At 71.4% G+C, this 21,019-nt stretch carries 19 protein-coding genes; 6 read left to right on the top strand and 13 right to left on the bottom strand.

From position 1 onward, the window contains the following. Positions 1 to 10: 10 nt before the first annotated feature. The gene (locus ABZ342_RS12245) at positions 11 to 472 is read left to right on the top strand and encodes a peroxiredoxin (protein ID WP_155542548.1); all 462 of its coding nucleotides are present in this window, start codon (positions 11 to 13) and stop codon (positions 470 to 472) included. A gap of 211 nt (positions 473 to 683) precedes the next feature. On the opposite strand, the gene ABZ342_RS12240 is transcribed toward ABZ342_RS12245, so the two are convergent. The 4 genes from ABZ342_RS12240 to ABZ342_RS12225 form a co-directional block, all read right to left on the bottom strand. Continuing rightward, positions 684 to 1,214, bottom strand: coding sequence for a GNAT family N-acetyltransferase (locus ABZ342_RS12240; RefSeq protein WP_360471885.1), 531 nt, complete (start codon positions 1,212 to 1,214; stop codon positions 684 to 686). A 42-nt stretch (positions 1,215 to 1,256) separates the two neighbouring features. Next, a complete protein-coding gene (locus tag ABZ342_RS12235; RefSeq protein WP_360471883.1) occupies positions 1,257 to 2,468 on the bottom strand; it encodes an LCP family protein in 1,212 nt (403 codons plus the stop codon). A gap of 96 nt (positions 2,469 to 2,564) precedes the next feature. Continuing rightward, on the bottom strand, positions 2,565 to 3,812 hold the full coding sequence (locus ABZ342_RS12230) for a cyclopropane-fatty-acyl-phospholipid synthase family protein (RefSeq protein ID WP_360471880.1): 1,248 nt from the start codon (positions 3,810 to 3,812) through the stop codon (positions 2,565 to 2,567). Between the two features lie 93 nt (positions 3,813 to 3,905). Continuing rightward, positions 3,906 to 4,598 carry an alpha/beta fold hydrolase gene (locus ABZ342_RS12225; protein WP_360471877.1) on the bottom strand — a complete coding sequence of 231 codons (693 nt, stop codon included), beginning with the start codon at positions 4,596 to 4,598 and terminating at the stop codon, positions 3,906 to 3,908. Positions 4,599 to 4,716: 118 nt separating this feature from the next. On the opposite strand from ABZ342_RS12225, the gene ABZ342_RS12220 reads away from it, so the two are divergent. Both ABZ342_RS12220 and ABZ342_RS12215 read left to right on the top strand, forming a co-directional pair. Continuing rightward, positions 4,717 to 5,445 carry an SIS domain-containing protein gene (locus tag ABZ342_RS12220; protein WP_360471874.1) on the top strand — a complete coding sequence of 243 codons (729 nt, stop codon included), beginning with the start codon at positions 4,717 to 4,719 and terminating at the stop codon, positions 5,443 to 5,445. Positions 5,446 to 5,570: 125 nt separating this feature from the next. Further along, a complete protein-coding gene (locus ABZ342_RS12215) occupies positions 5,571 to 6,737 on the top strand; it encodes a serine hydrolase domain-containing protein (RefSeq protein WP_360471871.1) in 1,167 nt (388 codons plus the stop codon). A 105-nt stretch (positions 6,738 to 6,842) separates the two neighbouring features. Here ABZ342_RS12215 and ABZ342_RS12210 read toward each other — a convergent pair whose 3' ends face one another. Both ABZ342_RS12210 and ABZ342_RS12205 read right to left on the bottom strand, forming a co-directional pair. Next, complete coding sequence (locus ABZ342_RS12210; RefSeq protein WP_155542541.1) at positions 6,843 to 8,714, bottom strand: ABC transporter ATP-binding protein; 1,872 nt, start codon at positions 8,712 to 8,714, stop codon at positions 6,843 to 6,845. A gap of 97 nt (positions 8,715 to 8,811) precedes the next feature. Next, positions 8,812 to 9,240, bottom strand: a complete 429-nt coding sequence (locus ABZ342_RS12205; protein ID WP_360471869.1) for a MarR family transcriptional regulator — start codon at positions 9,238 to 9,240, stop codon at positions 8,812 to 8,814. Positions 9,241 to 9,312: 72 nt separating this feature from the next. Here ABZ342_RS12205 and ABZ342_RS12200 point away from each other — a divergent pair, with 72 nt between their 5' ends. Further along, positions 9,313 to 10,164 (top strand): LLM class flavin-dependent oxidoreductase, encoded by an 852-nt coding sequence (locus ABZ342_RS12200; protein WP_360471867.1) that lies wholly within the window; start codon positions 9,313 to 9,315, stop codon positions 10,162 to 10,164. Between the two features lie 248 nt (positions 10,165 to 10,412). Continuing rightward, a complete protein-coding gene (locus tag ABZ342_RS12195; protein WP_360471923.1) occupies positions 10,413 to 11,666 on the top strand; it encodes a glycosyltransferase 87 family protein in 1,254 nt (417 codons plus the stop codon). Here ABZ342_RS12195 and ABZ342_RS12190 read toward each other — a convergent pair whose 3' ends face one another. The 5 genes from ABZ342_RS12190 to dgt form a co-directional block, all read right to left on the bottom strand. Then, entirely contained in the window at positions 11,667 to 11,876 is a 210-nt protein-coding gene (locus ABZ342_RS12190; RefSeq protein WP_003071237.1) for a helix-turn-helix domain-containing protein, read from the bottom strand. A 178-nt stretch (positions 11,877 to 12,054) separates the two neighbouring features. After that, positions 12,055 to 13,683, bottom strand: coding sequence for an ABC-F family ATP-binding cassette domain-containing protein (locus tag ABZ342_RS12185; protein ID WP_155542538.1), 1,629 nt, complete (start codon positions 13,681 to 13,683; stop codon positions 12,055 to 12,057). A gap of 145 nt (positions 13,684 to 13,828) precedes the next feature. After that, positions 13,829 to 14,500, bottom strand: coding sequence for an acVLRF1 family peptidyl-tRNA hydrolase (locus ABZ342_RS12180; RefSeq protein ID WP_360471864.1), 672 nt, complete (start codon positions 14,498 to 14,500; stop codon positions 13,829 to 13,831). A 70-nt stretch (positions 14,501 to 14,570) separates the two neighbouring features. Further along, positions 14,571 to 17,447: a S8 family serine peptidase gene (locus ABZ342_RS12175; RefSeq protein ID WP_360471861.1), complete on the bottom strand. Its 2,877-nt coding sequence runs from the start codon at positions 17,445 to 17,447 to the stop codon at positions 14,571 to 14,573. Positions 17,448 to 17,753: 306 nt separating this feature from the next. After that, entirely contained in the window at positions 17,754 to 19,325 is a 1,572-nt protein-coding gene (gene dgt, locus ABZ342_RS12170; protein ID WP_360471858.1) for a dGTP triphosphohydrolase, read from the bottom strand. Positions 19,326 to 19,396: 71 nt separating this feature from the next. On the opposite strand from dgt, the gene ABZ342_RS12165 reads away from it, so the two are divergent. Next, positions 19,397 to 19,741: a PASTA domain-containing protein gene (locus ABZ342_RS12165; RefSeq protein WP_360471920.1), complete on the top strand. Its 345-nt coding sequence runs from the start codon at positions 19,397 to 19,399 to the stop codon at positions 19,739 to 19,741. 175 nt (positions 19,742 to 19,916) lie between these two features. Here the strand turns inward: ABZ342_RS12165 and ABZ342_RS12160 are convergent, their stop codons facing one another. Together ABZ342_RS12160 and ABZ342_RS12155 are read right to left on the bottom strand one after the other, a co-directional pair. Next, positions 19,917 to 20,552, bottom strand: a complete 636-nt coding sequence (locus ABZ342_RS12160; protein ID WP_360471856.1) for an SRPBCC family protein — start codon at positions 20,550 to 20,552, stop codon at positions 19,917 to 19,919. Next, positions 20,549 to 20,896, bottom strand: a complete 348-nt coding sequence (locus ABZ342_RS12155; RefSeq protein WP_360471853.1) for a metalloregulator ArsR/SmtB family transcription factor — start codon at positions 20,894 to 20,896, stop codon at positions 20,549 to 20,551. Before ABZ342_RS12155 ends, ABZ342_RS12160 begins: the two co-directional genes overlap by 4 nt. Positions 20,897 to 21,019 lie beyond the last annotated feature (123 nt).

The following is a 21,019-nucleotide window of genomic DNA, read 5'->3' as shown; positions in this document are numbered from 1 at the left end:
AGGGACCTCCATGGAAGCCGGAGACCTCGCCCCCGATTTCACGCTGCCCGACGACCAGGGCGCCGACCGCACGCTGTCGGACTTCCTGGCCACCGGCCCGGTGGTTCTGTTCTTCTACCCGGCCGCGATGACCGGCGGCTGCACGGCGGAGAGCTGCCACTTCCGCGACCTGGCGGCCGAGTTCGCCGAGGTCGGCGCGCACCGCATCGGCATCAGCCCGGACGGCGTCACCAAGCAGCGCCAGTTCTCCGAGGCCAACGGCTTCGACTACCCGCTGCTGTCCGATGTGGAGGGTGAGGTCGCCAAGCAGTTCGGCGTCTGGCGGAAACTGCTGCCGCTGCACGCCAAGCGCGCGACGTTCGTGATCGGCGAGGACCGGAAGGTGCTCGAGAAGATCAAGAGCGAACTGAACTTCACGGTCCACGCCGACCAGGCGCTGAAGGTGCTGCGCGAGCGCAACAAGGTTTCCTGAGCGGGTCAGCGGCGCCACCCGCGGGGCGGCCAGCCCGGCGGGCGGCGCACCCCGGCCGACGGCCACCCCCTCGGGCGGTCACGCCGGCGCCGCCGGAACGCGTGCTCGTGGGCCTCCGCGCGGTTCCCGCGCTTCTCGGCCCGGTTCACGAAATCGCGTCGCTCGCACAGCCACCGGTGGCTCGGCTGGACTACTCCGGCAAAGACCGGATTCACGGCTTCTCCTTCCGCCACACGCGGTACGTGCCACTGCACGACGGTGCCCAGGGTGCCTGCATGGGCTCCACATCCGCTTTCGTGAACCCGAGCCGCGCGGGCACCGCTCCGCTTCGGACGTTTCGCTCGTCGTGCTTGATCTCGACGTACCCGGCGCCGAGCCGGAACGCCTCGTCGGTCAGCAGCGAAACCGCGCGCGTCATCAAGCCGCGGCCGGTGGCGTCCCGCGTGAGCCAGTAGCCGATCTCGACGCCGCCTTCCCGGGCCATCAAGCCGACGGCGCCCGCGATGGTCCCGTCGGCGCGGACGGCGAAGTCGTGGGTTTCGCCGGTCTCCCACTGCTTTCGGGTGCGCTGCAGGAACTCCTCGGCGTCGCCGGCCGTGTAGCCACCCGTGGCCCAGATCAGCCAGGCACCGAGGTGCTCCAGGGACCCGGCGACCGTCGCGAGCAGGTCAGCCGCGTCGGCGGTCTGCCAACGGGTCAGCGAAAACTCGTCACGGGCGTACGACTCGGCCGGGGTCTCCATGGCTTCCATGGTGCCCCGGCCGAGTGCGAAAGCGCTCCCGAATTAATTGACGATGACGCTGTCCGGGATCTCCGTGTCGTTCTTCAGCGCGTCGAACAGCTGCTTCGACTTGGTCTTGTCCCAGTTCTCCGCCGACCCGTTCGTCACCGGGACCGTCGTGGTCACCACGCCGCCCGAGGAGATCCCGCGCATCGCGATCGCCAGGCCCACCAGGTTGTGCACGTGGTCGCCGGAGTCCATGGTCAGCGCGTCCGGCCCGGAGCCCAGCAGCGGGAAGAAGTGGAACGGGTTGAGCAGCGTGCCGGGGCTGGCGATCTGGCTGACCAGCGCGCCGATGAACTTGCGCTGGTTCGCGACGCGGTCGAGGTCCGAGCGCGGCGTCGCGTCGCTGTGGCGCATGCGGACGAAGCCCAGCGCCGAGCGGCCGTCGAGCGTCTGCGGGCAGCCGGCCTTGATGCTGATCCCGGTGACCGTGTCGTTCATGTCCTTGTCGATGCACATGTCGACACCGCCGATCGCGTCGACGATCTTGGCGAACCCGCCGAAGCCGATCTCCGCGTAGTGGTCGATGTGCAGTCCGGTGGCGCCCTCGACGGTCTGCGCGAGCAGCTTCGGCCCGCCCAGCGAGAACGCCGCGTTGATCTTGTTCTTGCCGTGGCCGGGGATCGCCACCTGCGAGTCGCGCGGCAGCGACAGCAGGGTCGGCTTCGTGGAGTTGTCCGGGAGGTGCGCGACCATGATCGTGTCGGTGCGCTGCCCGCCGCCGGCCGCCGCGACGTCGCCGGTGGCCAGGCGTTCCTCGTCCTCGGTCGTGAGCCCTTCGCGGCTGTCGGAGCCGACGACCAGCCAGTTGGTGCCGGACGCCGCGACCGGGCGGCCGGAGTAGTCGGCGAGCGCGTCGACGCGCTTGATGGAGAACTCCAGGTAGACCCAGATGCCGGCGAGGAAGACGACGAACACCAGCGCCAGCGTCAGCAGGATCCGGCCGAAGCCCCAGCGACGCCGGCGCGGCGGCCGGGACGGCGGGTAGTCGTCGCCGGCCGCGCGCCGGGGCGGGTCCTGGCGCGTCGGGGGCGGCGCGTACTGCCGCTCGTCCTCACGGGTGCCCATCGGGCGGGTGCGCTCGTCGTACGGGCTCTGGCCGCGCCCGGGCAGCGGCATCATCTGCGCGCGCTGGTGGTCCCGGGATCGCCCGGCGGGCCGGGGCGGCGGCATCCGGCGCCCGCCGTCGTCGCCACGGTACGTCATCACCATCACCCAATCCCGATCCGGACAAACGTGTCGTCGTCAGTAGACCGCACGCCCTCGTAAGAGGGACGTGCGGCACCGGGGTCGGGTTGTCCGGCGCGGTTACTCGCCGGTCGCTTCGTAGCCGAACTGGTGGACCTTGAGGTACCCGGAGCGGAACCCGGCCTCGGAATAGGCCAGGTAGAACTCCCACATCCGGCGGAAGACGTCGTCGAACCCGAACCCGGCGATGTCGGCCCAGCGGTGCAGGAACCGTTCGCGCCACAACCGTAGCGTGTGCGCGTAGTCCTGGCCGAACTCGCGCATCCCGGCCAGCTTGAGCCGGGTGTTCGCGACCACGCCGTCCTCGATCGAGCGGACCGACGGGATGATGCCGCCGGGGAAGATGTACTTGTGGATCCAGGTGTAGGCGCGCGACGACGCCATCATCCGGTCGTGGTCCATCGTGATGGCCTGCAGGCCGAAGCGCCCGCCGGGGCGCAGCCGCTCCCCGATCGTGGCGTAGAACGTCGGCCAGTACGACGCGCCGACGGCCTCGATCATCTCGACGCTGACCACGGCGTCGAACTGCCCGCTCGACTCGCGGTAGTCGCACAGCTTGACCTCGACGCGGTCGCTGAACCCGGCCGCGGCGATCCGCTCGGTGGCCAGCGCGCGCTGTTCCTCCGAAATGGTCAGTGACGTCACGTGGGCGCCGCGGGCCGCGGCGCGGATGGCGAGTTCACCCCATCCGGTACCGATTTCGAGGACTTCGCTGCCCTCGCGGACGCCGGCGTAGTCCAGCACGCTGTCGATCTTGCGGTGCTGAGCGGCGGTGAGGTCCTCGCCGGGGCCGAAGAGCGCCGAGGAGTACATCATCGATTCGTCGAGGAACGCGCCGAACAGGTCGTTGGACAGGTCGTAGTGGCGGTGGATGTTGGCCCGCGCGCCCTCGAGGCTGTTCTCTTCGGACGGCGGCTGCGTGCGCTCGGCGATCTTCCGGAACTTCTGCAGCACCGGCGGCACGAGGGTGGCCATCCGCGCGGCGAACGGCGTCAGCACCTCGGCCAGGTCGGACGCGGTCCAGTCGCCGGCCATGTAGGACTCGCCGAAGCCGATCTTGGCGTCGACGCCGAGGCGGTGGAAGAACGCTTCCGGGCGCAGAATGCGCATTTCGGGTGATTCGGGCCCGCCGGCGCCGAGCACGGTGCCGTCCGGGAACGTCACCCGCAGGTCGAGCGGGCGAACCGCGCGACGGAACAGCGTGGCGGCGATCCGCGCGCGCAGCGCGGACCGCGGCGGGGTGGCCAAGCCCGGCCAGCGGGACTCGTCGGGGATTTCCTGAGCGCGGTCGACACTCGAGGTGGTCACGGTTCTCCCTCCGCCGGCCTGGTACGCCGGTGAACGATCGTAGTCGCCGCACCCCCGCGGCGCGCTTCGCTGTATGCCCTGTTCGGGGCGGTCCTATACGGGTATTCGGAGCCGCTCGGGCCCCGGCGCGGCCCAGGCGCCGCGCAGCTCGTCACCGGTGCCCCCGGCGAGCACTTCCAGTGTGAAAGCAATCGTCAGCCGGGTCCACACGGACGAGCGACGCAGCATCGCGTGTCCCTCGTTGGCGATCTCGAACCGGGCGACGCGCGCGGCGACGCCTTCGGCGCGTTCGGCGAAGGCGTGCGACTCCACGGGGCTGGTCATCCGGTCGCGGGTGCCGTGCACGATGAGCACCGACCGCCCCGCGACGGCGTCCACCGGCTCACCCCGCGGCGTCCACGGCGCCAGCGCGCAGACCCCGCGCACGTCCGGGTCGTCCGCCACCCGCAGCGCCACCCGCGCACCCATGGAATGGCCGACCAGCACCACCGGCAGGCCGGGGTGGTCGGCGCGGATGCGCTCGAGGGCCCAGCGGGCGTCGTCGAGGGGGTCCATCGCGGGGGCGTTCCAGCCGTAGCGGCGGTTGCGCAGCAGCCGCACCTCGACGCCGTTCTTGCGGCCGGCCCGGTGCAGGGCGCGCGCGATCGGGACCATCCGCAGGTAGGCGAGCTTCCAGGGCGGCACGCTGCCCGTGCCGCGCTCGGCGCCGCCGTGGAGCACGAGCACGACCGCTTCGGTCCGCCCGCGTGCCGGCCACACCGACACCACCGGTTCCGCTTCGCTCACCCGCGTCCTCCTGTCGCACCCGCATCCGGGTCAACCCCGTCCGCCCACCGGGCTATTCCACCGCGTACCACCATCTTCGCGGTAGATTCGGCGCCCGGTCCCCTACGGAAGGGTGGGTGTGGTGAGCGCCACGGACATCTCGGGCAGCGTCGCGAAGCAACTGGCGGACGTCGAGCAGGCCAACGTCGAGGCGGTGCGCGAAGCGGCGGATCTGGTGCTGGGGGTGATCCGGGCCGACGCACTGGTCTATACCGCCGGCGCCGGGCACTCGCTGGCGGCCGTCGCCGAGACGTTCTACCGGGCCGGCGGCCTGGCCTGCGTCTATCCGCTGTACCACCCGGACCTGCTCCCGCTGCACGGCGCGGTGAGCAGCACGAAGACCGAGCGGCGCACCGGCCTGGCCGCCGAGGTGCTGGCCGAGCGCGCGCCGGGGCCGGACGACGTGCTGGTCGTGTTCTCGACGTCCGGGTCGAACCCGTACCCGGTCGAGCTGTGCATCGAGGCCCGCGAGCGCGGGGCGGCGGTCATCGCGATCACGTCGCGGGCGTGCGTGGCGGCGGCGCCGCGGCGGTCGTCGAGCACGCTGGTCGAGCAGGGCACCGTCGTGCTGGACTCGCTGGTCATCCCGGGCGACGCGAGCTACCCGCCGGACGCGCCGCGCACCGCGCCGCTGTCCACTGTGGTCAACGCGTTCCTGTGGAACCTCGTGCTCGCCCAGGTCTACGACCGCGGGACGGCCGAGGGCCTCGACGTCCCGCTGTGGCGCAGCTCCAATGTGGAGGGTGGCGACGAGGCGAACGCGGCGCTGCTGGAGAAGTACAGCGCGATCGTGCCGCGGCTGAAGTAGCCCGGTTCGTGCCGCCAGTTCGTGAAGAAGCACCGGCCGGGCACACCTTGACGGGCGTGCCCGGCCCCCTTTAGCGTCGACATACCGACTGGTCGGTGTGCTCAACGACGAGCTGAGGAGATCCCATGGACGGTGCCACGGCGACGGTGCACGGCGAGTGCGCTCCCGGGTTCGAGCCGGTGCGCGAAGCCTTCGAAGCGAACTTCCGCGAGCGCGGCGAGCTGGGCGCCGCGTTCACGGCCCTCCGCCACGGCGAGGTCGTCGTCGACCTGTGGGGTGGCTGGTCCGGGCCGGACCGCGCGCGTCCGTGGCAGCCGGACACGCTGGCCAACGTCTGGTCGACGACCAAGGGCATGACCGCGATCTGCGCGCACCGCCTCGCCGACGCCGGCGAGCTGGACGTCGACGCGCCGGTCGCGAAGTACTGGCCCGAGTTCGCCGCGGCGGGCAAGGGCGAGATCCCCGTGCGGTGGCTGCTCACGCACCGCTCCGGCGTCCCCGGGATCGGCCTCGACCGGCCGGTGGCCGTCGAGGAGCTGTACGACTGGGACCTGATGACGTCGCTGTACGCGGCCCAGGAACCGTTGTACGAACCGGGTTCCGCGGGCGGGTACCACGCGCTGGCGTACGGCTGGCTCGTCGGCGAGGTCGTGCGGCGGATCGCCGGGCAGGGCATCCGCGAGTTCTTCGCCGAGCAGGTCGCCGGGCCGCTGGGCGCGGACTTCTCGATCGGGCTGGGCCCCGACGCCGACCTGGACCGGTGCGCGACCCTCGTCGACCCCGTCATGACCGAAGAGATGGCGAACGCGCTGGCCACGGCCTTCGCCGCGGCCGGCCCGGTCGCCCAGGCGGCGTTGACCAACCCGCAGCTCGCGGGCCACCACGCGAACGAACCGGCTTTCCGCCACGCCGTCATGCCGGCGCTGAACGGCCACGGCACGGCCCGCGCGATCGCGACGATCTACGGCGCGCTGATCGACGGACGGCTCCTGTCCGCGTCGGCGCTGGCCCTGGCGCGGGAGAGCCAGGGCAAGGAGATCGACGCGGTGCTCGGCCTGCCGAACGAGTGGGGCCTGGGCTTCTACCTCGGCAGCGACGCCCGCGGCTTCGGCCCCAACCCGAACGCGTTCGGCCACGACGGCCTCGGCGGCTCCACCGGCGCCGCGGATCCGGAAAACGGCATCGCCTTCGGCTACACCCTCAACCAGCTGGGCCCCCTGATCCGCGACGACCCCCGCAAAATGGCCCTCGTCCAAGCCCTCTACACGTGCGTGGAGAGTCGACACGCGTGATTCAGAGGTCGACACGCGTGATTGAAGGGTCGACACGGCGCTGAGGTCGTGTCGACCCTTCAATCACGAATGATGACTCCCCCATCACGCGTGATGACCCTTCAATCACGCCACGGCGGGTTCTTCCTCTGCGAACTGGGTTGCGTGGAGGGTTGCGTAGCGGCCGTTGGCGGCCAGGAGTTCCTCGTGCGTTCCGCGTTCGACGATCTCGCCGTGCTCCAGGACCAGGATCTGGTCGGCCGCGCGGACCGTCGAGAGCCGGTGCGCGATGACCAGCGCCGTGCGGCCGGCCAGCGCGTGCGTCAGGGCTTCGCCGACCGCCGCCTCGGACTCGGAGTCCAGGTGCGCGGTCGCCTCGTCCAGCACGACGACCTTGGGCTGCGCCAGCAGCAACCGCGCGATCGTCAGCCGCTGGCGTTCGCCGCCGGAGAGTCGGTAGCCGCGCTCCCCCACCGTCGTGTCGAGGCCGTCCGGCAGCGAATGCACCAGCTCACCGAGCCGGGCCCGCTCCAGCGCCGCCCAGATCTCGTCGTCGGTGACGCCCGGACGCGCGTAGGCCAGGTTCGCGCGGATCGTCTCGTGGAAGAGGTGCCCGTCCTGCGTCACGACGCCGACGGTCTCCCGCAGCGAAGCGAAACTCAGGTCCCGGACGTCCACATCGGACAGCCGCACCGACCCGGAGTCGACGTCGTAGAGCCGCGGCAGCAGCGACGCGATCGTCGACTTCCCCGCGCCCGACGACCCGACCAGCGCGACCATCTGCCCCGGCTCGGCGCGGAACGAGATCCCGTGCAGCACCTCGTCCCCGCCGCGGTGGTCGAGCGTCGCGACGTCCTCCAGCGACGCCAGCGAGTACCGGTCCGCCGCCGGGTAACCGAAGCGGACGTCGGAGAACTCGACGGAAACTCCGGAAGAAGCAGGCAAAGTACGCGCCGACGGCTTCTCCTCGATCATCGGCTTCAGGTCGAGGACTTCGAAGACCCGCTCGAACGACACCAGCGCCGTCATGACGTCGACGCGCACGTTGGCCAGCGCGGTCAGCGGCGCGTAGAGCCGGGTCAGCAGCAGCGCGAGCGCGACCACGGTGCCCGGCGCGAGCTTGCCGGTCAGCGCGAGGTACCCGCCGAGGCCGTAGACGAGCGCCTGCGCCAGCGCCGAAACCAGGGTCAGGCTGGTCATGAACCAGCGGGTCAGCATCGCGGTCCGCACGCCGATGTCGCGCACGCGCCCCGCGCGCACCCCGAAGTCGTCCGCCTCCTGCACCGGACGGCCGAAGAGCTTCACCAGGGTCGCGCCCGGCGCGGAGAACCGTTCGGTCATCTGCGTGGTCATGCCGGCGTTGAGGTTCGCGGCTTCCCGCTGCAGCCCGGCCATCCGGCGGCCGAGCCGGCGCGCGGGCAGCACGAAGATCGGCAGCAGTACCAGCGCGAGCAGCGTGACCTGCCACGACAGCGTCAGCATGACGGCCAGCGAGAGCGCCAGCTGGATCGTGTTGGTGACCAGGCCGGACAGCGTCGCGGTGAACGTCCGCTGCGCGCCGATGACGTCGTTGTTCAGGCGGGAAACCAGCGCCCCGGTGCGGGTGCGCGTGAAGAAGGCGATCGGCATCCGTTGCACGTGCTCGAACACGGCGCGCCGCAGGTCGTAGATGATGCCTTCGCCGATGCGCGCGGACTGCCAGCGCTCGATGAGGCCGAAGCCGGCGTCGGCGACCGCGAGCAGGGCGATGACGACCGCGAGCCAGACGACCAGCGGCAGGTCACGGCCGCCGACGATCGCGTCGACCACCTTGCCGGCCAGGACCGGTGTCGACACCGCGAGGACCGCCGAGACCACGGTCAGGACGAGGAAGGCCAGCAGCCGCCGCCAGTGCGGCCGGGCGAACCGCGCGACGCGTTTGAGCGTGCCGCGGGTCAGCCCCTTCGGGACGTCGTTGGCGCGCATCGCCGAGCTCAGCAGCGCCCAGGTGTTGTCCATGAGGAACCCCCAGTGTCAAAACCTCTACTATAGCTGAGGTTTTCTCCGGATATGACCTGGACAACGTCGCCGTTGCCCGTTTGCTTCCCGTCGCCGTTCACTCCCCGCGAACAACGCGGTGCAGTGCGGCGCGCAGCCGTTCCGCATCTCCTTCGCCGAGGGGCGCCAGCAGCACGGCCTCCGCCTGCCGGGTGACTTCCTCGCCCGCCACACGAACGCGCTCACCCTCGGCGGTCAGCGTAACGAGGCGCTTCCGGCGATCACCCGGCGCGACCTCGCGCCGGACCAGCTCCTTGTCCTCCAGCTCGTCGACCAGGGCGACCATCGTCGTCCGGTCGATGCCGAGGCGCGCCGCACCCTCCTGCTGCGACAGCGCCGGCCCGTCGCCGAACAGCGTGAGCAAGGCGAGCTGACGGCCGGTGATCCCGAGCGGCGCGTACCGCGGCTCGGCCAGCTCGGCGAGCCGCAGCTGGGCGTGCTTGAGCAGGTAGCCGAGCCGGCGGTGGACGGCGAGATCGCTGGACATGCGAGAACTCTACCCTTACGCTGATCGTCAGTTTTACTGACGATTTGTCACACTGATAATCAGGAGCACATCATGGTCACCGTGGGACTCAAGCCGCCGCAGCAGCACATCGGCATCGCCGCGCTCCGCGAGATCTGGGCCATCGCCGACGACGCCGGATTCGACGGCTGCTGGGTCTTCGACCACCTCGCCCCGATGGGCCCGGACCGCACCGGCGACATCTTCGACGGCTGGTCACTCCTCGCAGCGATGGCCGAAGCGACGCAGCGGGTGCGCATCGGATGCCTGGTGTCCGGGAACACGAACCGCCACCCGGGCACGTTCGCGAAGATCGCGGCGACGGTCGACCACCTTTCCGGCGGCCGGCTCGACATCGGCCTCGGCGCGGGCGGCGACGCGCACACCGACGCGATGATGGGCACGCCGACGCCGCCACCGGTCGAACGTGTCGAAAGGCTGGCCGAGACGTGCGAAATCCTCAGTCTGCTGTGGACTCGGGAAGAAACCGATTACCGCGGCCGCCACTACGCCTTGACCGGCGCGCGCAGTGATCCGAAGCCCCGGCAGCCGAAGCCACCGCTGTGGCTGGGCAGCAGCGGCGAGAAGCTCGGCCTGCGGGTGGTGGCCGCCCACGCCGACGTGTGGCTGAACGCGGCACTGCCGGGCACGGAAATCGCCGAGCTGCAACGACTTTCGCGCGTGCTGGACGACCACTGCGCGGCGGTGGACCGCGACCCGGCGACGATCCGCCGGGCAGTGCAGTTCCGGCTGCCGCCCGAGGGGGATGCCGCCGTGCGGCTCGCGGAGGGGTACGTCGAGGCGGGGTTCACCGAGCTGGTCCTGATGCCGACGGGCCACGACAACGTCGTCAAGGCGGCCGAAGCCGCCGCGGATCTGCTCCCGCGGCTGCGAAAGCTCGGCTGACGGGCCAACCGCTCGCCCGGCGGCATGCCAAGGCCGCCGCCATCCCGGCAGCGGGCGCCTCACCCGCCACCCGCACCCCATCGACCGCCGAAGCCCGCCACGAAGCCCGCCTGCATGACGGCGGCTGAACCGGGCGAAGGGCCCCTCGGTAGCCTGACCAGGTGGGAACGGAGGTGGGCCGGGCGCCCGCATGGCGGCGCGCGGCACGGCTCTTCACGGCCCCCGCGGCCACGCTCGACCGAGCCCCGCTGCGGTGGGACCTCGGCTTCTACCTCGCCTGTCTCGCCTTCGCCCTGCCGACCGCGCTCAAGTCCGAGTTCTACGGCTACCGCGTCTGGGGCAACTTCGCGACCGTCGCCTACGCCCTCGGCGCGCTGCACAGCGGGTGGCTGCTGCTGTCCGCGCGAGCCGGCCGCACGCCGCGCGGCCTGCTCGGCTCGCGCTGGTGCGGCATCGCCGCCGTTGCCCTGTTGGCAATGATCCTTCCGTTGCTGCTTCTGGTGATCCGGCGACTGACCGGAGTGGACTGGCTGATCACGCCGGTCTCGTGGGCCGCGCAGCCCGAGGTCTGGGTGATCGAGCGGTCCGCGGATCTGCTGCTGCACCACGGAACCCCGTACGTCGACGTCACCGCGCTCGGCCGGGCGCCCGTGGTCAACGACTACACCCCCTACGGCCCGGTGATGGCGGTCTTCGGCCTGCCGCGCGCGCTGTTCGGCGGCACCCCGCTGGGCGACGCGCTCACCGACGCTCGCTGGATGTTCGCGCTGGCCGCCGTCGCGTGCGTGCTGGGCACGCTGAAGCTGCTGAACTGGCCGAAGGTTCCCGTGGGTGCCGCGCAGGTCGCGCTGGCCTGCCCGCTCACCGCGCTCACCTGGGCCGTCGCCGGGCCGGACCTGGCGATCGTCGGGCTGCTCGTGCTCGCCTGCGCGCTCGCCGCCACCGGGCGGGCCGCCTGGGCGGGCCTGGTGCTGGCGCTGGTCGTCAGCGCGAAGCTCATCGTCGCGCCCGCGGCCGCGGTCCTGGCCGTGTTCGTGCTGGTACGCCGCGGGAACGGGCCGGACTGGGCCGCGGTGGGACGGTTCGCCTCAGCGCTGGTGGCCACCACGGCCGCGCTGCACCTGCCCGTGTACCTCGTGGACCCGGCGGCGTTCGTGGAGCACGTCTTCCGCTTTCCCCTCGGGATGGGCGTTGTGCGGTCGCCCGCGGCGAGCCCGTTGCCGGGCCACCTGATCGCCGAACTCGGCCCGGTGGGCCAGGTGGCGGCGTTCGCGCTCGTCGGCGCCGCGGCCGTGGCCATGGTGATCTGGCTGGTGCGCCGGCCCCCCGCGAACGGCTCCGGCGCAGTCCTGCGCATCGCCGTCGGACTCGGCGCGTTGATCCTGCTCACCCCGGCCACTCGGTACGGTTACCTGGTGTACCCGCTGGTCCTGCTCGGGGCGTACCTGACGTTCCGTGCGGCCGAAGCTTCCACTGCGCGCCCCCCGCGCAGCAGTTCCTGACTACTTCTTCTTGACCCGCGTGGCCCCGCCGCGCCCCCGCAGCTGGACCCCGGACTCCGACAGCACCCGGTGGACGAACCCGTAGGAACGCCCCGTCGACTCCGCGAGCGCCCGGATGCTCGAGCCCTTCTCGTATTTCTTCTTGAGGTCAGCGGCCAGCTTGTCGCGCGTGTTGCCGGTGATCCGCGCGCCTTTCTTGAGATCAGCCACGTCGATCGCCTTCCCGCCGAGAGTGTTCTGGGCCACATATCGACCCCTGCCGGGGCAATGATCGAACACCGAGCGCCGGAATGCCAGACGACAGACGTAAAACAGCCGAAACTGCGATCACATTGGGCCATTCCAGTGCCCGGCCGTAGCGATCTTGCACCCGAATGGACGCATAGAGTCACGCAAGCTGGACAAGTTCCAGATAGTCGGCCGACCAGTGATCCTCGGTGCCGTCGGGCAGCAGGATGACCCGCTCGGGCTCCAGCGCCTCGACCGCGCCGGGGTCGTGCGTGACCAGGACGACGGCGCCGGCGAAGCTGCGCAAAGCGTCCAGGACCTGGGCACGGCTGGCCGGGTCCAGGTTGTTCGTCGGCTCGTCGAGGAGCAAGACGTTGGCAGCACTGGAGACCAGGCTCGCGAGGGCGAGCCGGGTCTTCTCGCCGCCGGAAAGGGTGCCGGCGGGCTGGTCGAGTTGTTCGCCGGTGAAGAGGAACGAGCCGAGCAGGTTCCGCAACTCCTGAGCACCGGTGTCCGGTGAGAGATGTCGGATGTTTTCCCACACCGACGCATCATGATCAAGAGTTTCGTGTTCCTGTGCGTAATAGCCCAAACGCATTCCGTGACCCGGCACGATCTCCCCGGTGTCGGGAGTTTCCATTCCGCCGAGGAGCCGGAGCAAAGTCGTCTTTCCCGCACCGTTCAGGCCGAGTACGACGACCTTCGAACCGCGGTCGATCGCGAGATCGACCCCGGTGAAGATTTCCAGTGAGCCGTACGACTTCGAGAGGCCCTCGGCGGTGAGCGGGGTCCGGCCGCACGGGGCGGGCTCGGGGAACTTGATCCGGGCGACCTTGTCGGCCACCCGGGTCTCGTCGAGCGCGGACAGCATCTGCTCGGCGCGGCGCGCCATGTTCTTGGCCGCCACGGCCTTCGTCGCCTTCGCGCCGAGCTTCGCGGCCTGCTGCTGCAGCGCCGACGCCTTCTTCTCGGCGTTGGCGCGCTCGCGGCGGCGGCGCTTCTCGTCGGTCGCGCGGGCGTCGAGGTAGCGCTGCCAGCCCATGTTGTACAGGTCGAGCTCGCCGCGGGTGGCGTCGAGGAACCAGACCTTGTTGACGACGTCGGCCAGCAGCTCGACGTCGTGGCTGATCACGACCAGGCCGCCGTCGTGCTGCTTGAGGAACCCGCGCAGCCAGTTGATGGAGTCGGCGTCGAGGTGGTTGGTCGGCTCGTCGAGCAGCAGGATCGTCTCGGACTTGCCGCCGGCGCCCGCTTCGGCCGCCGCGAACAGGATCCGCGCCAGCTCGACGCGACGGCGCTGACCACCGGAGAGCGTCTGCAGCGTCTGCGCCAGGATCCGGTCGGCCAGGCCGAGGTTCGAGCAGATCCGCGCGGCTTCGCTCTCGGCGGCGTACCCGCCCAGCGAGGAGAACCGCTCCTCGAGCCGGGCGTAGCGGTTGATGGCCTTGTCGCGCGCGGCCTCGTCGACGAGCTCGGCCATCGAGGCCTGCGCCTTCTCCATGTCGCGCATCAGCTTGTCGAGTCCCCGCGCGGAGAGCACGCGGTCCTTCGCGGTGACCGAAAGATCACCTTCGCGCGGGTCCTGCGGCAGGTAGCCGAGCTCGCCGGTGCGGCGGACCTCGCCCGCGTGCGGCTCGCCCTCGCCGGCGAGGACCTTCAGCGAGGTGGTCTTGCCCGCGCCGTTGCGGCCGACGAGGCCGATGCGGTCGCCGGACTGGATGCGGACGGAGACGCCGTTGAGCAGGATGCGCGAACCCGCGCGCAGCTCAAGGCCGGTGGCCGTGATCAAGGAAAACTCCCGTGGAATGGGGGTGAACGGAGGACAGCGTCGAGCGGCCGGTCGGTCTCGACCGGCGCGGCGTCACTCCAGCTGGATGTCCACGGAGCCCAGTGTACGGGCCGGGGTCCAGCGGATTTTCCGGACGTGTGCGGTCTCACCCGTCGCGCAGCGTGACCTGCACCGACAGCGCCCGCACGGCGGCTTCGTCGAGAACGGCGCGGCTCGGCTCGCCGACCTCCAGCACGCGCGGCTCGGCGCGGGCGAACAGCGGGGCCAGCCGGCGGTCCTCGCGCAGGGCGTCGAGCGCCCGCCGGTCGCCGCCGAGCACCACGGCGTCCACTTCGGACAGCCGCGGGACGAGCACCTCGAGGACGTCCTCGGCCGCGTCCTGCAGCGCGTGCCGCGCCTGGCCCGCGCGCCGCCGGGCGAAGCGCTGCTGCGACCAGCCGCCCGCGGCGGAGCGGCCCTGCACGAGGTGCCGGTCGGTGCGCGACAGCTCGACCCGGCCCCGGCTGGCGACACCGATGCTGTGCGCGCCCACCCGCACCAGCACGAGCGCGATCCGCCGGGGCGCGAGGGCGTGCGTCAGGAGTGCGTCGATCACCAGTCCCTCGAAGGTGCCCGACGGCGCGGCCAGGGGTCCGAAGGGGACGGTCGCGGTCGCCGTGGCCCCGTCGCCCGCGAGCGCGCGGACCGCGCGCGGGGCGACCTCGGTCGTCAGGATCCCGTCGTGCCGGACGGAGAAGCGGTCGAACCAGCCGGCGAGACGATCGGGCGGCACCTCGACCGCGCGGCCGCCACCGGCGACCTGCCGCGGCTTCTCCATGGGGAAAACGGTACGGGGCCGCCGCGTCGCCGCGACGGCCCCGTTCGGGTTGTTCAGTTCACCCGCGTCGTCACAGCGGGTGCACCGGCCCGTTGTTCGTGTAGCCCCGTACGTTCGACGGCGCTCCGGCCGCCGGGGGCTGGACGAACCCGTTGATGTGCAGGGCGACCGAGCGGATCGAGCCGACGTCGCCGCCCGCCGCGTCGACCACGGCGAACGTCCACGTGCCGTCGACGGCCGCGGCGGTCAGGCCGCCGGTCAGCGACTGCGTCGGCCGCCACGTGCCGGTGAACGGCGCGTTCGCGGACGTCACCGTGCTGAACGCGGTCGCGGCGGTGTCGGCGAAGACGACCTGGCAAAGGTTCTTGCCGGAGCCGCCGTTGCGCTGGAACACCGTCGCCTTCGCCCCGGACGGCGCGATCAGCGTGCCGACCAGGTCACCGACGTAGGTGTGGTCCAGTCCCACGGTGGTCGAGGCGGTACCGGTGTTGCAGGCGGTGCCGTCGATGGAGAAGCCCACCTTGGACGCGCGGCCGACCCCGGTGACCGGGATGGTCACCGACGCGCCGACCGGGCTGTTGTCCGGGATCGCCACCGGCGCGCCGGTGTAGGCGAAGTCCTGCGCGACCGGCGACGGGGTGCCGACCGGGAGCGAGAACGTCGACGTCGTCGGCGAGTGCGCACCGGCGAAGCTGACGCGGGCGTTCAGGACGACCGGCGCGCCGAGCTGCTGCGTCGCCGGGACGGTGATGGTGAAGTCGTTGACGCCGGTCTGTCCCGGGCTGATGGTGCCGTAGGACTTGGACCGCGGCGCCACCGTGACGCCCGGGGTCGGGCTGGTGAGCACGACGCTGGTGGAGACGGCGGTGCCGTCACCGTCGTTGGTCACCGGCAGCGTCACCTTGGCCGTGTCGCCCGGGTCGAGCGCGGAGCCGCCGTCGGCCGGGGTGACCGTCGGCTGCTTGGCCACCGCGAGCGGCTGCGGGCTGGCGCCGGTGTAGGCGAGCACCTTGTCCGCGAGGATGACGCCGGAGCCGGTGACGTTGTCGCGGCCCGGGGTTTCGATGTCGATCGCGGTGTTGATCAGCGCCTCGCGCACCTCGGACGGCGGCAGGCCGGGGTTGCCGGACAGCACGAGCGAGGCGATGGCGGCCGCGTGCGGTGCGGCGGCCGAGGTGCCGAAGAACGGGCTGAAGCCGGTCACGCTGGTCTTCACGCCGTCGGCCGCGGTGATCTCCGGCTTGTTCCGGACCTCGCCCCCGGTCGAAGACACGTTGCCCGGGGTGATCGGGGTGCCGTCGGCCTCGTAGAACACGCGGCGCGGGCCGTCGGAGCTGAACCGCTCGGCCTTGGTCGCCCCGCTGAAGGCGGCCGGGTACGGGCCGGCCGGGTTGGCCGGGTCGCCCGGCTCGAGCGGACGCCCGAACGCCGCCGCGGCCGGGGCGGCCGCGACGCTGAAGGCGTCCCGCGCGGCCGAGTGGCCGACCGTCACGCCCGGGGTGTTGTAGGCCTTGAGGCCGTCCGCCGAGTCCTTGAACCGCCCGCGCAGCGCGGACAGCGAGAGGTAGCGGGCTTCACCGGAGAACTTCACGACGGCCAGGCGCAGCCCGGTGCCGCCGAAGACGGGCGTCTGCAGGATCTCGAACGGGTCCTGCGTGCCGTCCTGGACGTTCTGGCTGAAGCTGACCACGGCACCCGCGGAGTTGAGCAGGTAGAGGTCGTAGTCGTTCGCCGAGTGCCCGAGCGGGTCGGACCAGTGCAGCGTCACCGGGACACCGGCCGACGAGGCGTCGGAGACGGGCTCGTAGATCTGGTTGCCCGCGGTGCCGGCGAAGTTGTGCGCGGTGCCGGCGAACTTGCCGACGGACTTGCCGGAGTCGACGAAGTCGCCTTCCCAGTGCCCGGCGGTGCCGTCGAGGACGTTGCCCTCGTTGCCGGCCGACGAGAAGTACAGCGCGCCGTCGGCGGTCACGTCGTTCACGGCCTGGGCGATGATCCAGTCCTGGAACGGGGATTCCTTGAAGTAGATGACGTCGTCGACGATGACGTCGCAGTGCGACTCGAAGCGCAGCTTGCGGATGTTGTCCGCGAAGCTGGCGTCGGAGTTGAACGCCGAGGCGAAGCCGAGCGCGGCGTTGGGCGCGAGGTCGTGGATGATCTCGAGCATCGCGGTGCCCTCGTCGCCTTCGCCCTCCTGCCCGGCGATGACGTCGACGGTCGGCGGGAGCTCGCCCTTGGCCTGCGAAGCGGCCAGGGAGTCGACGCCGTCGGACAGCGCGCACGCCTTGACGCCGACGCCGGTGACGCCGAACTGCTGGCGGGCGATGTCGGCGTTGTGGGCGCGGTCGCCCTCACTGGTCAGGGTCGCGGCCGCGGCGGCGCTGCGCTGCGCCTTGCTCGCAACCGCTTTCTGCAGCTCGCCGGCGATGCGGTCGGCCTTCTGCTGCTTGGTTTCGGTCTTGCCCGGCGTCGTCGCCGGGGTGGCCAGTTCGCGGGCGGTCATGGCCTGGTCGGCCTGCTCGACGCGCTTGACGTCGCCGCGTGCGGCGATGGCGGCGAGCTGGTTCAGCGGGACCTCGGCGCGGACGCTGGCGTACCGGTCGGACACCGCGCGGATGCCCGCCCCGGCCTTCGTCAGCGAGGAGATGAGGTCCGGCGAGACCTTGCTCGCGCGGATGTCGACCAGGACGGTGCCGGTCGAAGAGACCTGGGCCCCCGACTGCAGCGCGGTGAGCTGCTTGGTGACGCCCTTCTGGGCGGCGAGCAGGTTGCTGTCCACTTTGGACTCGGCGGCGGTGCGGCCCGCCTTGACGGCCTGCAGGGCGGCGATCTGCTGTTGCGCGGTTTCGGTGAAGGCGTCCGGAGTGGACGCCGAGGCGGCCCCCGCGACCGGCGGGGAAACCAGGCCGAGCGCGGCGAGCAACGCCGCCGCCCCGGCCGTGAGCACTGTGGATCTCGATCTCGTGGAACGGGTACGACGCACGTGCGCCCTCCGATATCTCCAGGCGCGTGCCCCGACTCACGCTGACCGACGCCGGTGATCACCGGCAAGTTCCAGCTAAGTACTGTGAGTTCCCTGTGAGCAGCGGCCGTTCGAGTGACATCGGATGGAGAATTTCCTGAATGGACCGTAAGTCGTAGGCCGTTCAGCGGAACCGCACAACCGTTACAGGACGAACGAAACGGACCAGCGCGTCAAGCGGTACCACTGCACGGGATCGCCGGATCGGACAAGAACCGGACAACTCTTCGATCAGAGGACGAAGGAGTCCGACCACGGCTGGGCGGCCCGCCCGGACAGAGCGTCCAAGAGGGTCACCGCCTGCTTGTCGGTCAGCGAAGCCACGAAGTCCACCACCGCGCGGCCCCGGGCCAGCCCGCGCACCGCGTCCGGCCCGGACACCGGCTCCCCGGTCGCCCCGACGAGCAGCTCCGGCGCCGACCGCGCCAAGCCCGTGTACTCCGCGTGCGCCAGCTCGACCAGGTCGTGCAACCGCCGCGGCAGCCGGGAAACCTCGTCGCGGTCGAGCAGCCACGCGTCGAGCGCGTCGACCAGGCTCGACACCACCCCCGCCTGCCCGCGCTGGTGCAGCGCGAGGTCCGGGCGCAGCAGCACGAACCGGCGGTGCACGAACTTCAGCACCTGGACCTCGTGCCACTGGGCGGGGCGCAGCGACACGTGGCCGGTGCGGGTGGACGGGGACGCCAGCACGAAGACACCGTCGACCAGGCGCGCCGTCCAGTTCGCCGAGAACGCCGCCGTCGCCTGCTCCGCCTCGATCGAGCCGTCGAACTCCGCGGCCAGCAGGCCGTCGACCAGCTCCGCGCGGACCCGGGCCACCGCCGCGGCGAACGCGTCGTCGTCGACGATCCACGCGTCCTTGACGTGCATCCGGCGGCGGACGCGCTCGAGCGACCGGCCCGGCCGGCGCAGTTCCGCGTGCAGCGTCTCGTCGTCCAGCGCCGCCAGCTCGCCGGCGTGCTCGAGCCACTCCCCCAGCTCCGCCGCGACCGGCGCGTGCTGCAGGACGCCGATGCGGTGGAAGTCCTGCAGGTCGTGGATGGCGTAGGCGATGTCGTCGGCGGTGTCCATCACGGACGCTTCGACCGTCTGCTGCCAGCTTTCGACGCGCCCCGCGAACGCCGCGCGCGCCTGCTCGAAGTCGTCGAGCTCGGTGGCGTAGGCGGAGAACTTGGCCGCGCCGGTGCCGGGCGACGACTCCGGCTCGCCCGCGCCGCGCGGCGGCACGGCCATCGCGGACGGGTGCGGCGCCGGGTGGTGCAGCCGCAGCCACGGGTACTTCAGGACGGCCGCGCGCACCGCCGTGGTCAGGTCGAGCCCGATCGCCGACGGGCCGCGCACGTCGGTCGTGGTGATGATGCGGAACGTCTGGGCGTTGCCCTCGAAGCCGTCGGCCAGGCCGAAGCGGTGCCGGGCGATGCGGTCGAGGGTCTGCTCGCCGAGGTGCCCGAACGGCGGGTGCCCGAGGTCGTGGGCGAGCGCGGCGGCCTCGGCGACATCGAGGTCGCAGCCGCCCAGCTTGTCGACGAGGCCGGCGTCGTCCCCGGCGGTGATCCGCTCGGCGATGGCGCGGGCGACCTGCGCGACCTTCAGGCTGTGGGTGAGCCGGTTGTGCAGCAGCCCGGCGCCGCCGGCGCTGACCACCTGCGTCACCCCGCCGAGGCGGGCGAAGAACGGCGAGGCGGCGATGCGGTCGCGGTCGATCCGGAACGGGCTGGTCGCCAGGTCGGTGAACCCGCCGGCGTTCGCCACCGGGTCCCGCCGCACCACCCTCGGGTCGGTCTGCTCGCTGCCCTGATCCATGCGCCCGACCTTATCCGGCTTCACCCGAACGGCGGGCAGGTGCGTGGGTACCTTCAGGTATGCCCCGAGCGATGGTCACGACGCTGGCAGCACTCGTGTTCACCCTGGTCGCGTGCGGCACGCCGCCCGGCGATCCCGGCACGGCTCCCACCTCGGCCTCGGCGTCTTCCTCGACGTCCGAGCCGGCCAAGCGGATCAAGGTCCCGGACGTCTCGGGCATGAACCACCAGGACGCCCAGGACGCGATGCAGAAGGCCGGGCTCTACAACCTGCGCGAGGTCGACGGCACCGGCCAGGGCCGCATGCTGATCATCGACCGCAACTGGGTCCAGACGGGCCAGGACCCGCCGGCCGGCACCGAGGTCCCGGCCGACGCGGTGATCACCCTGACCGCGGTCAAGAAAACGGACCACTGACCCGTGTCGACCCTCCAATCACGAGTGATGCCTCTCTAATCACACGTGATGCCCCTCTGATCACGCGAGAAGCCGTTCGGCCTCGGTGCGTCGGAAGGTCACACCCGTGAGCCGCGAGGCATCACGCGTGATTGAAGGGGCATCACGCGTGATCAGAGGGTCGACACGGCGCAGGTCAGGCCTCCGGCGGGGTCGTGTACGCCTTCAGCGTGCGGTCGGCCGCTGCCCGGGCCTTCGCCGGGTCCGCGCCCGACGCGACGTCGGCCTCGTACCAGGCCTCGTTCGACGCCGTCATGAAGCGAATGCCCTCCGGGGACATCATCCAGGCCATCGCCGCCTCGGGGTCGACCGCCGAGCCTGGGGTGGCCAGGTGGAGGACCAGACCGACCAGCGCGCCGTCCCAGCCGATGCCGACCGCGCCGGGGCCGAACTCGTCCCAGCGCTCGTCGACGTGCGCGACGTGCTCCAGCTCGAACCGGGTGCCGTCGCCCTCGGGCGTGAGGCGGACCTCGATCCAGCTGACGTTGCCGCCGAACTCCCACGTCGCGGCGAAGCTCTTCGGCGGGTCGCAGCGCTCGACCGTGCCGCCCGCGTTGCCCTCCAGCTGGTACTTCCCGCCCAGCTTCAGCTCGCCGCTGACCGGGAGGAACCAGCGCGGGATGCGCTCGGGGTTCGTGCAGGCGTCCCACAGGTCGTCGACGTCGGTGTCGTAGACCTGGCTGATGGTCAGGACGCGGGCTTCCTTCCCTTCGAGCACCCGGTCGCCGAGCGTGCGGCGGACGGCGCTGATCTGGTGGCTGACGTCGATCACGAACCTTCTCCTTCGGTGCGGCGCCGCGCGCGCTTGCCGCGGGCGATTTCGGTGGCCAGTGCGTCCAGCGGCGGGGTCCAGAACCGGCGGAACCGGTCGAGCCAGACGTCGATGTCGTGCAGCGGCTCGTGCCCGACCGCGTACAGCCGCCGCGTCCCGTCCTGGCGGACGACCGCGAAGCCGTTGTCGCGCAGCACTTTCAGGTGCTGGGACACCGCGGGCTGCGAGATGCCGAACTCGGCCCGGATCACCTCGGTCACCGCGCCGGCGGCGCGCTCGCCGTCGGCCAGCAGCTCGAGGATCCGACGGCGGACCGGGTCACCGAGGACGTCGAACGCGTGCACCCGGCCAAGCTACAAGTAGTGACTTATATAAGTCAACTCTGAACTAGTGGCCGACGTCACCCTCCGTTACTCCGATTCGGGTATCGGCGGTGAACATCAGTCGACATCGGTTTCGTTTCGCCG

The organism is Amycolatopsis sp. NPDC005961, assembly GCF_040629235.1.
GTDB classification, from domain to species: Bacteria; Actinomycetota; Actinomycetes; order Mycobacteriales; family Pseudonocardiaceae; genus Amycolatopsis; species Amycolatopsis camponoti.
Note: the sequence above shows the minus strand (reverse complement) of the source record. Positions and strands in the feature narration are given on the sequence as shown.

Bases quoted from the DNA above. Each gene is read 5' to 3' on its own strand.
- ABZ342_RS12245 (WP_155542548.1), top strand. From the start codon at position 11: ATGGAAGCCGGAGACCTCGCCCCCGATTTCACGCTGCCCGACGACCAG.
- ABZ342_RS12240 (WP_360471885.1), bottom strand. From the start codon at position 1,214: ATGGAGACCCCGGCCGAGTCGTACGCCCGTGACGAGTTTTCGCTGACC.
- ABZ342_RS12235 (WP_360471883.1), bottom strand. From the start codon at position 2,468: ATGGTGATGACGTACCGTGGCGACGACGGCGGGCGCCGGATGCCGCCG.
- ABZ342_RS12215 (WP_360471871.1), top strand. From the start codon at position 5,571: ATGGACGGTGCCACGGCGACGGTGCACGGCGAGTGCGCTCCCGGGTTC.
- ABZ342_RS12210 (WP_155542541.1), bottom strand. From the start codon at position 8,714: ATGGACAACACCTGGGCGCTGCTGAGCTCGGCGATGCGCGCCAACGAC.
- ABZ342_RS12205 (WP_360471869.1), bottom strand. From the start codon at position 9,240: ATGTCCAGCGATCTCGCCGTCCACCGCCGGCTCGGCTACCTGCTCAAG.
- ABZ342_RS12200 (WP_360471867.1), top strand. From the start codon at position 9,313: ATGGTCACCGTGGGACTCAAGCCGCCGCAGCAGCACATCGGCATCGCC.
- ABZ342_RS12180 (WP_360471864.1), bottom strand. From the start codon at position 14,500: ATGGAGAAGCCGCGGCAGGTCGCCGGTGGCGGCCGCGCGGTCGAGGTG.
- dgt (WP_360471858.1), bottom strand. From the start codon at position 19,325: ATGGATCAGGGCAGCGAGCAGACCGACCCGAGGGTGGTGCGGCGGGAC.
- ABZ342_RS12165 (WP_360471920.1), top strand. From the start codon at position 19,397: ATGGTCACGACGCTGGCAGCACTCGTGTTCACCCTGGTCGCGTGCGGC.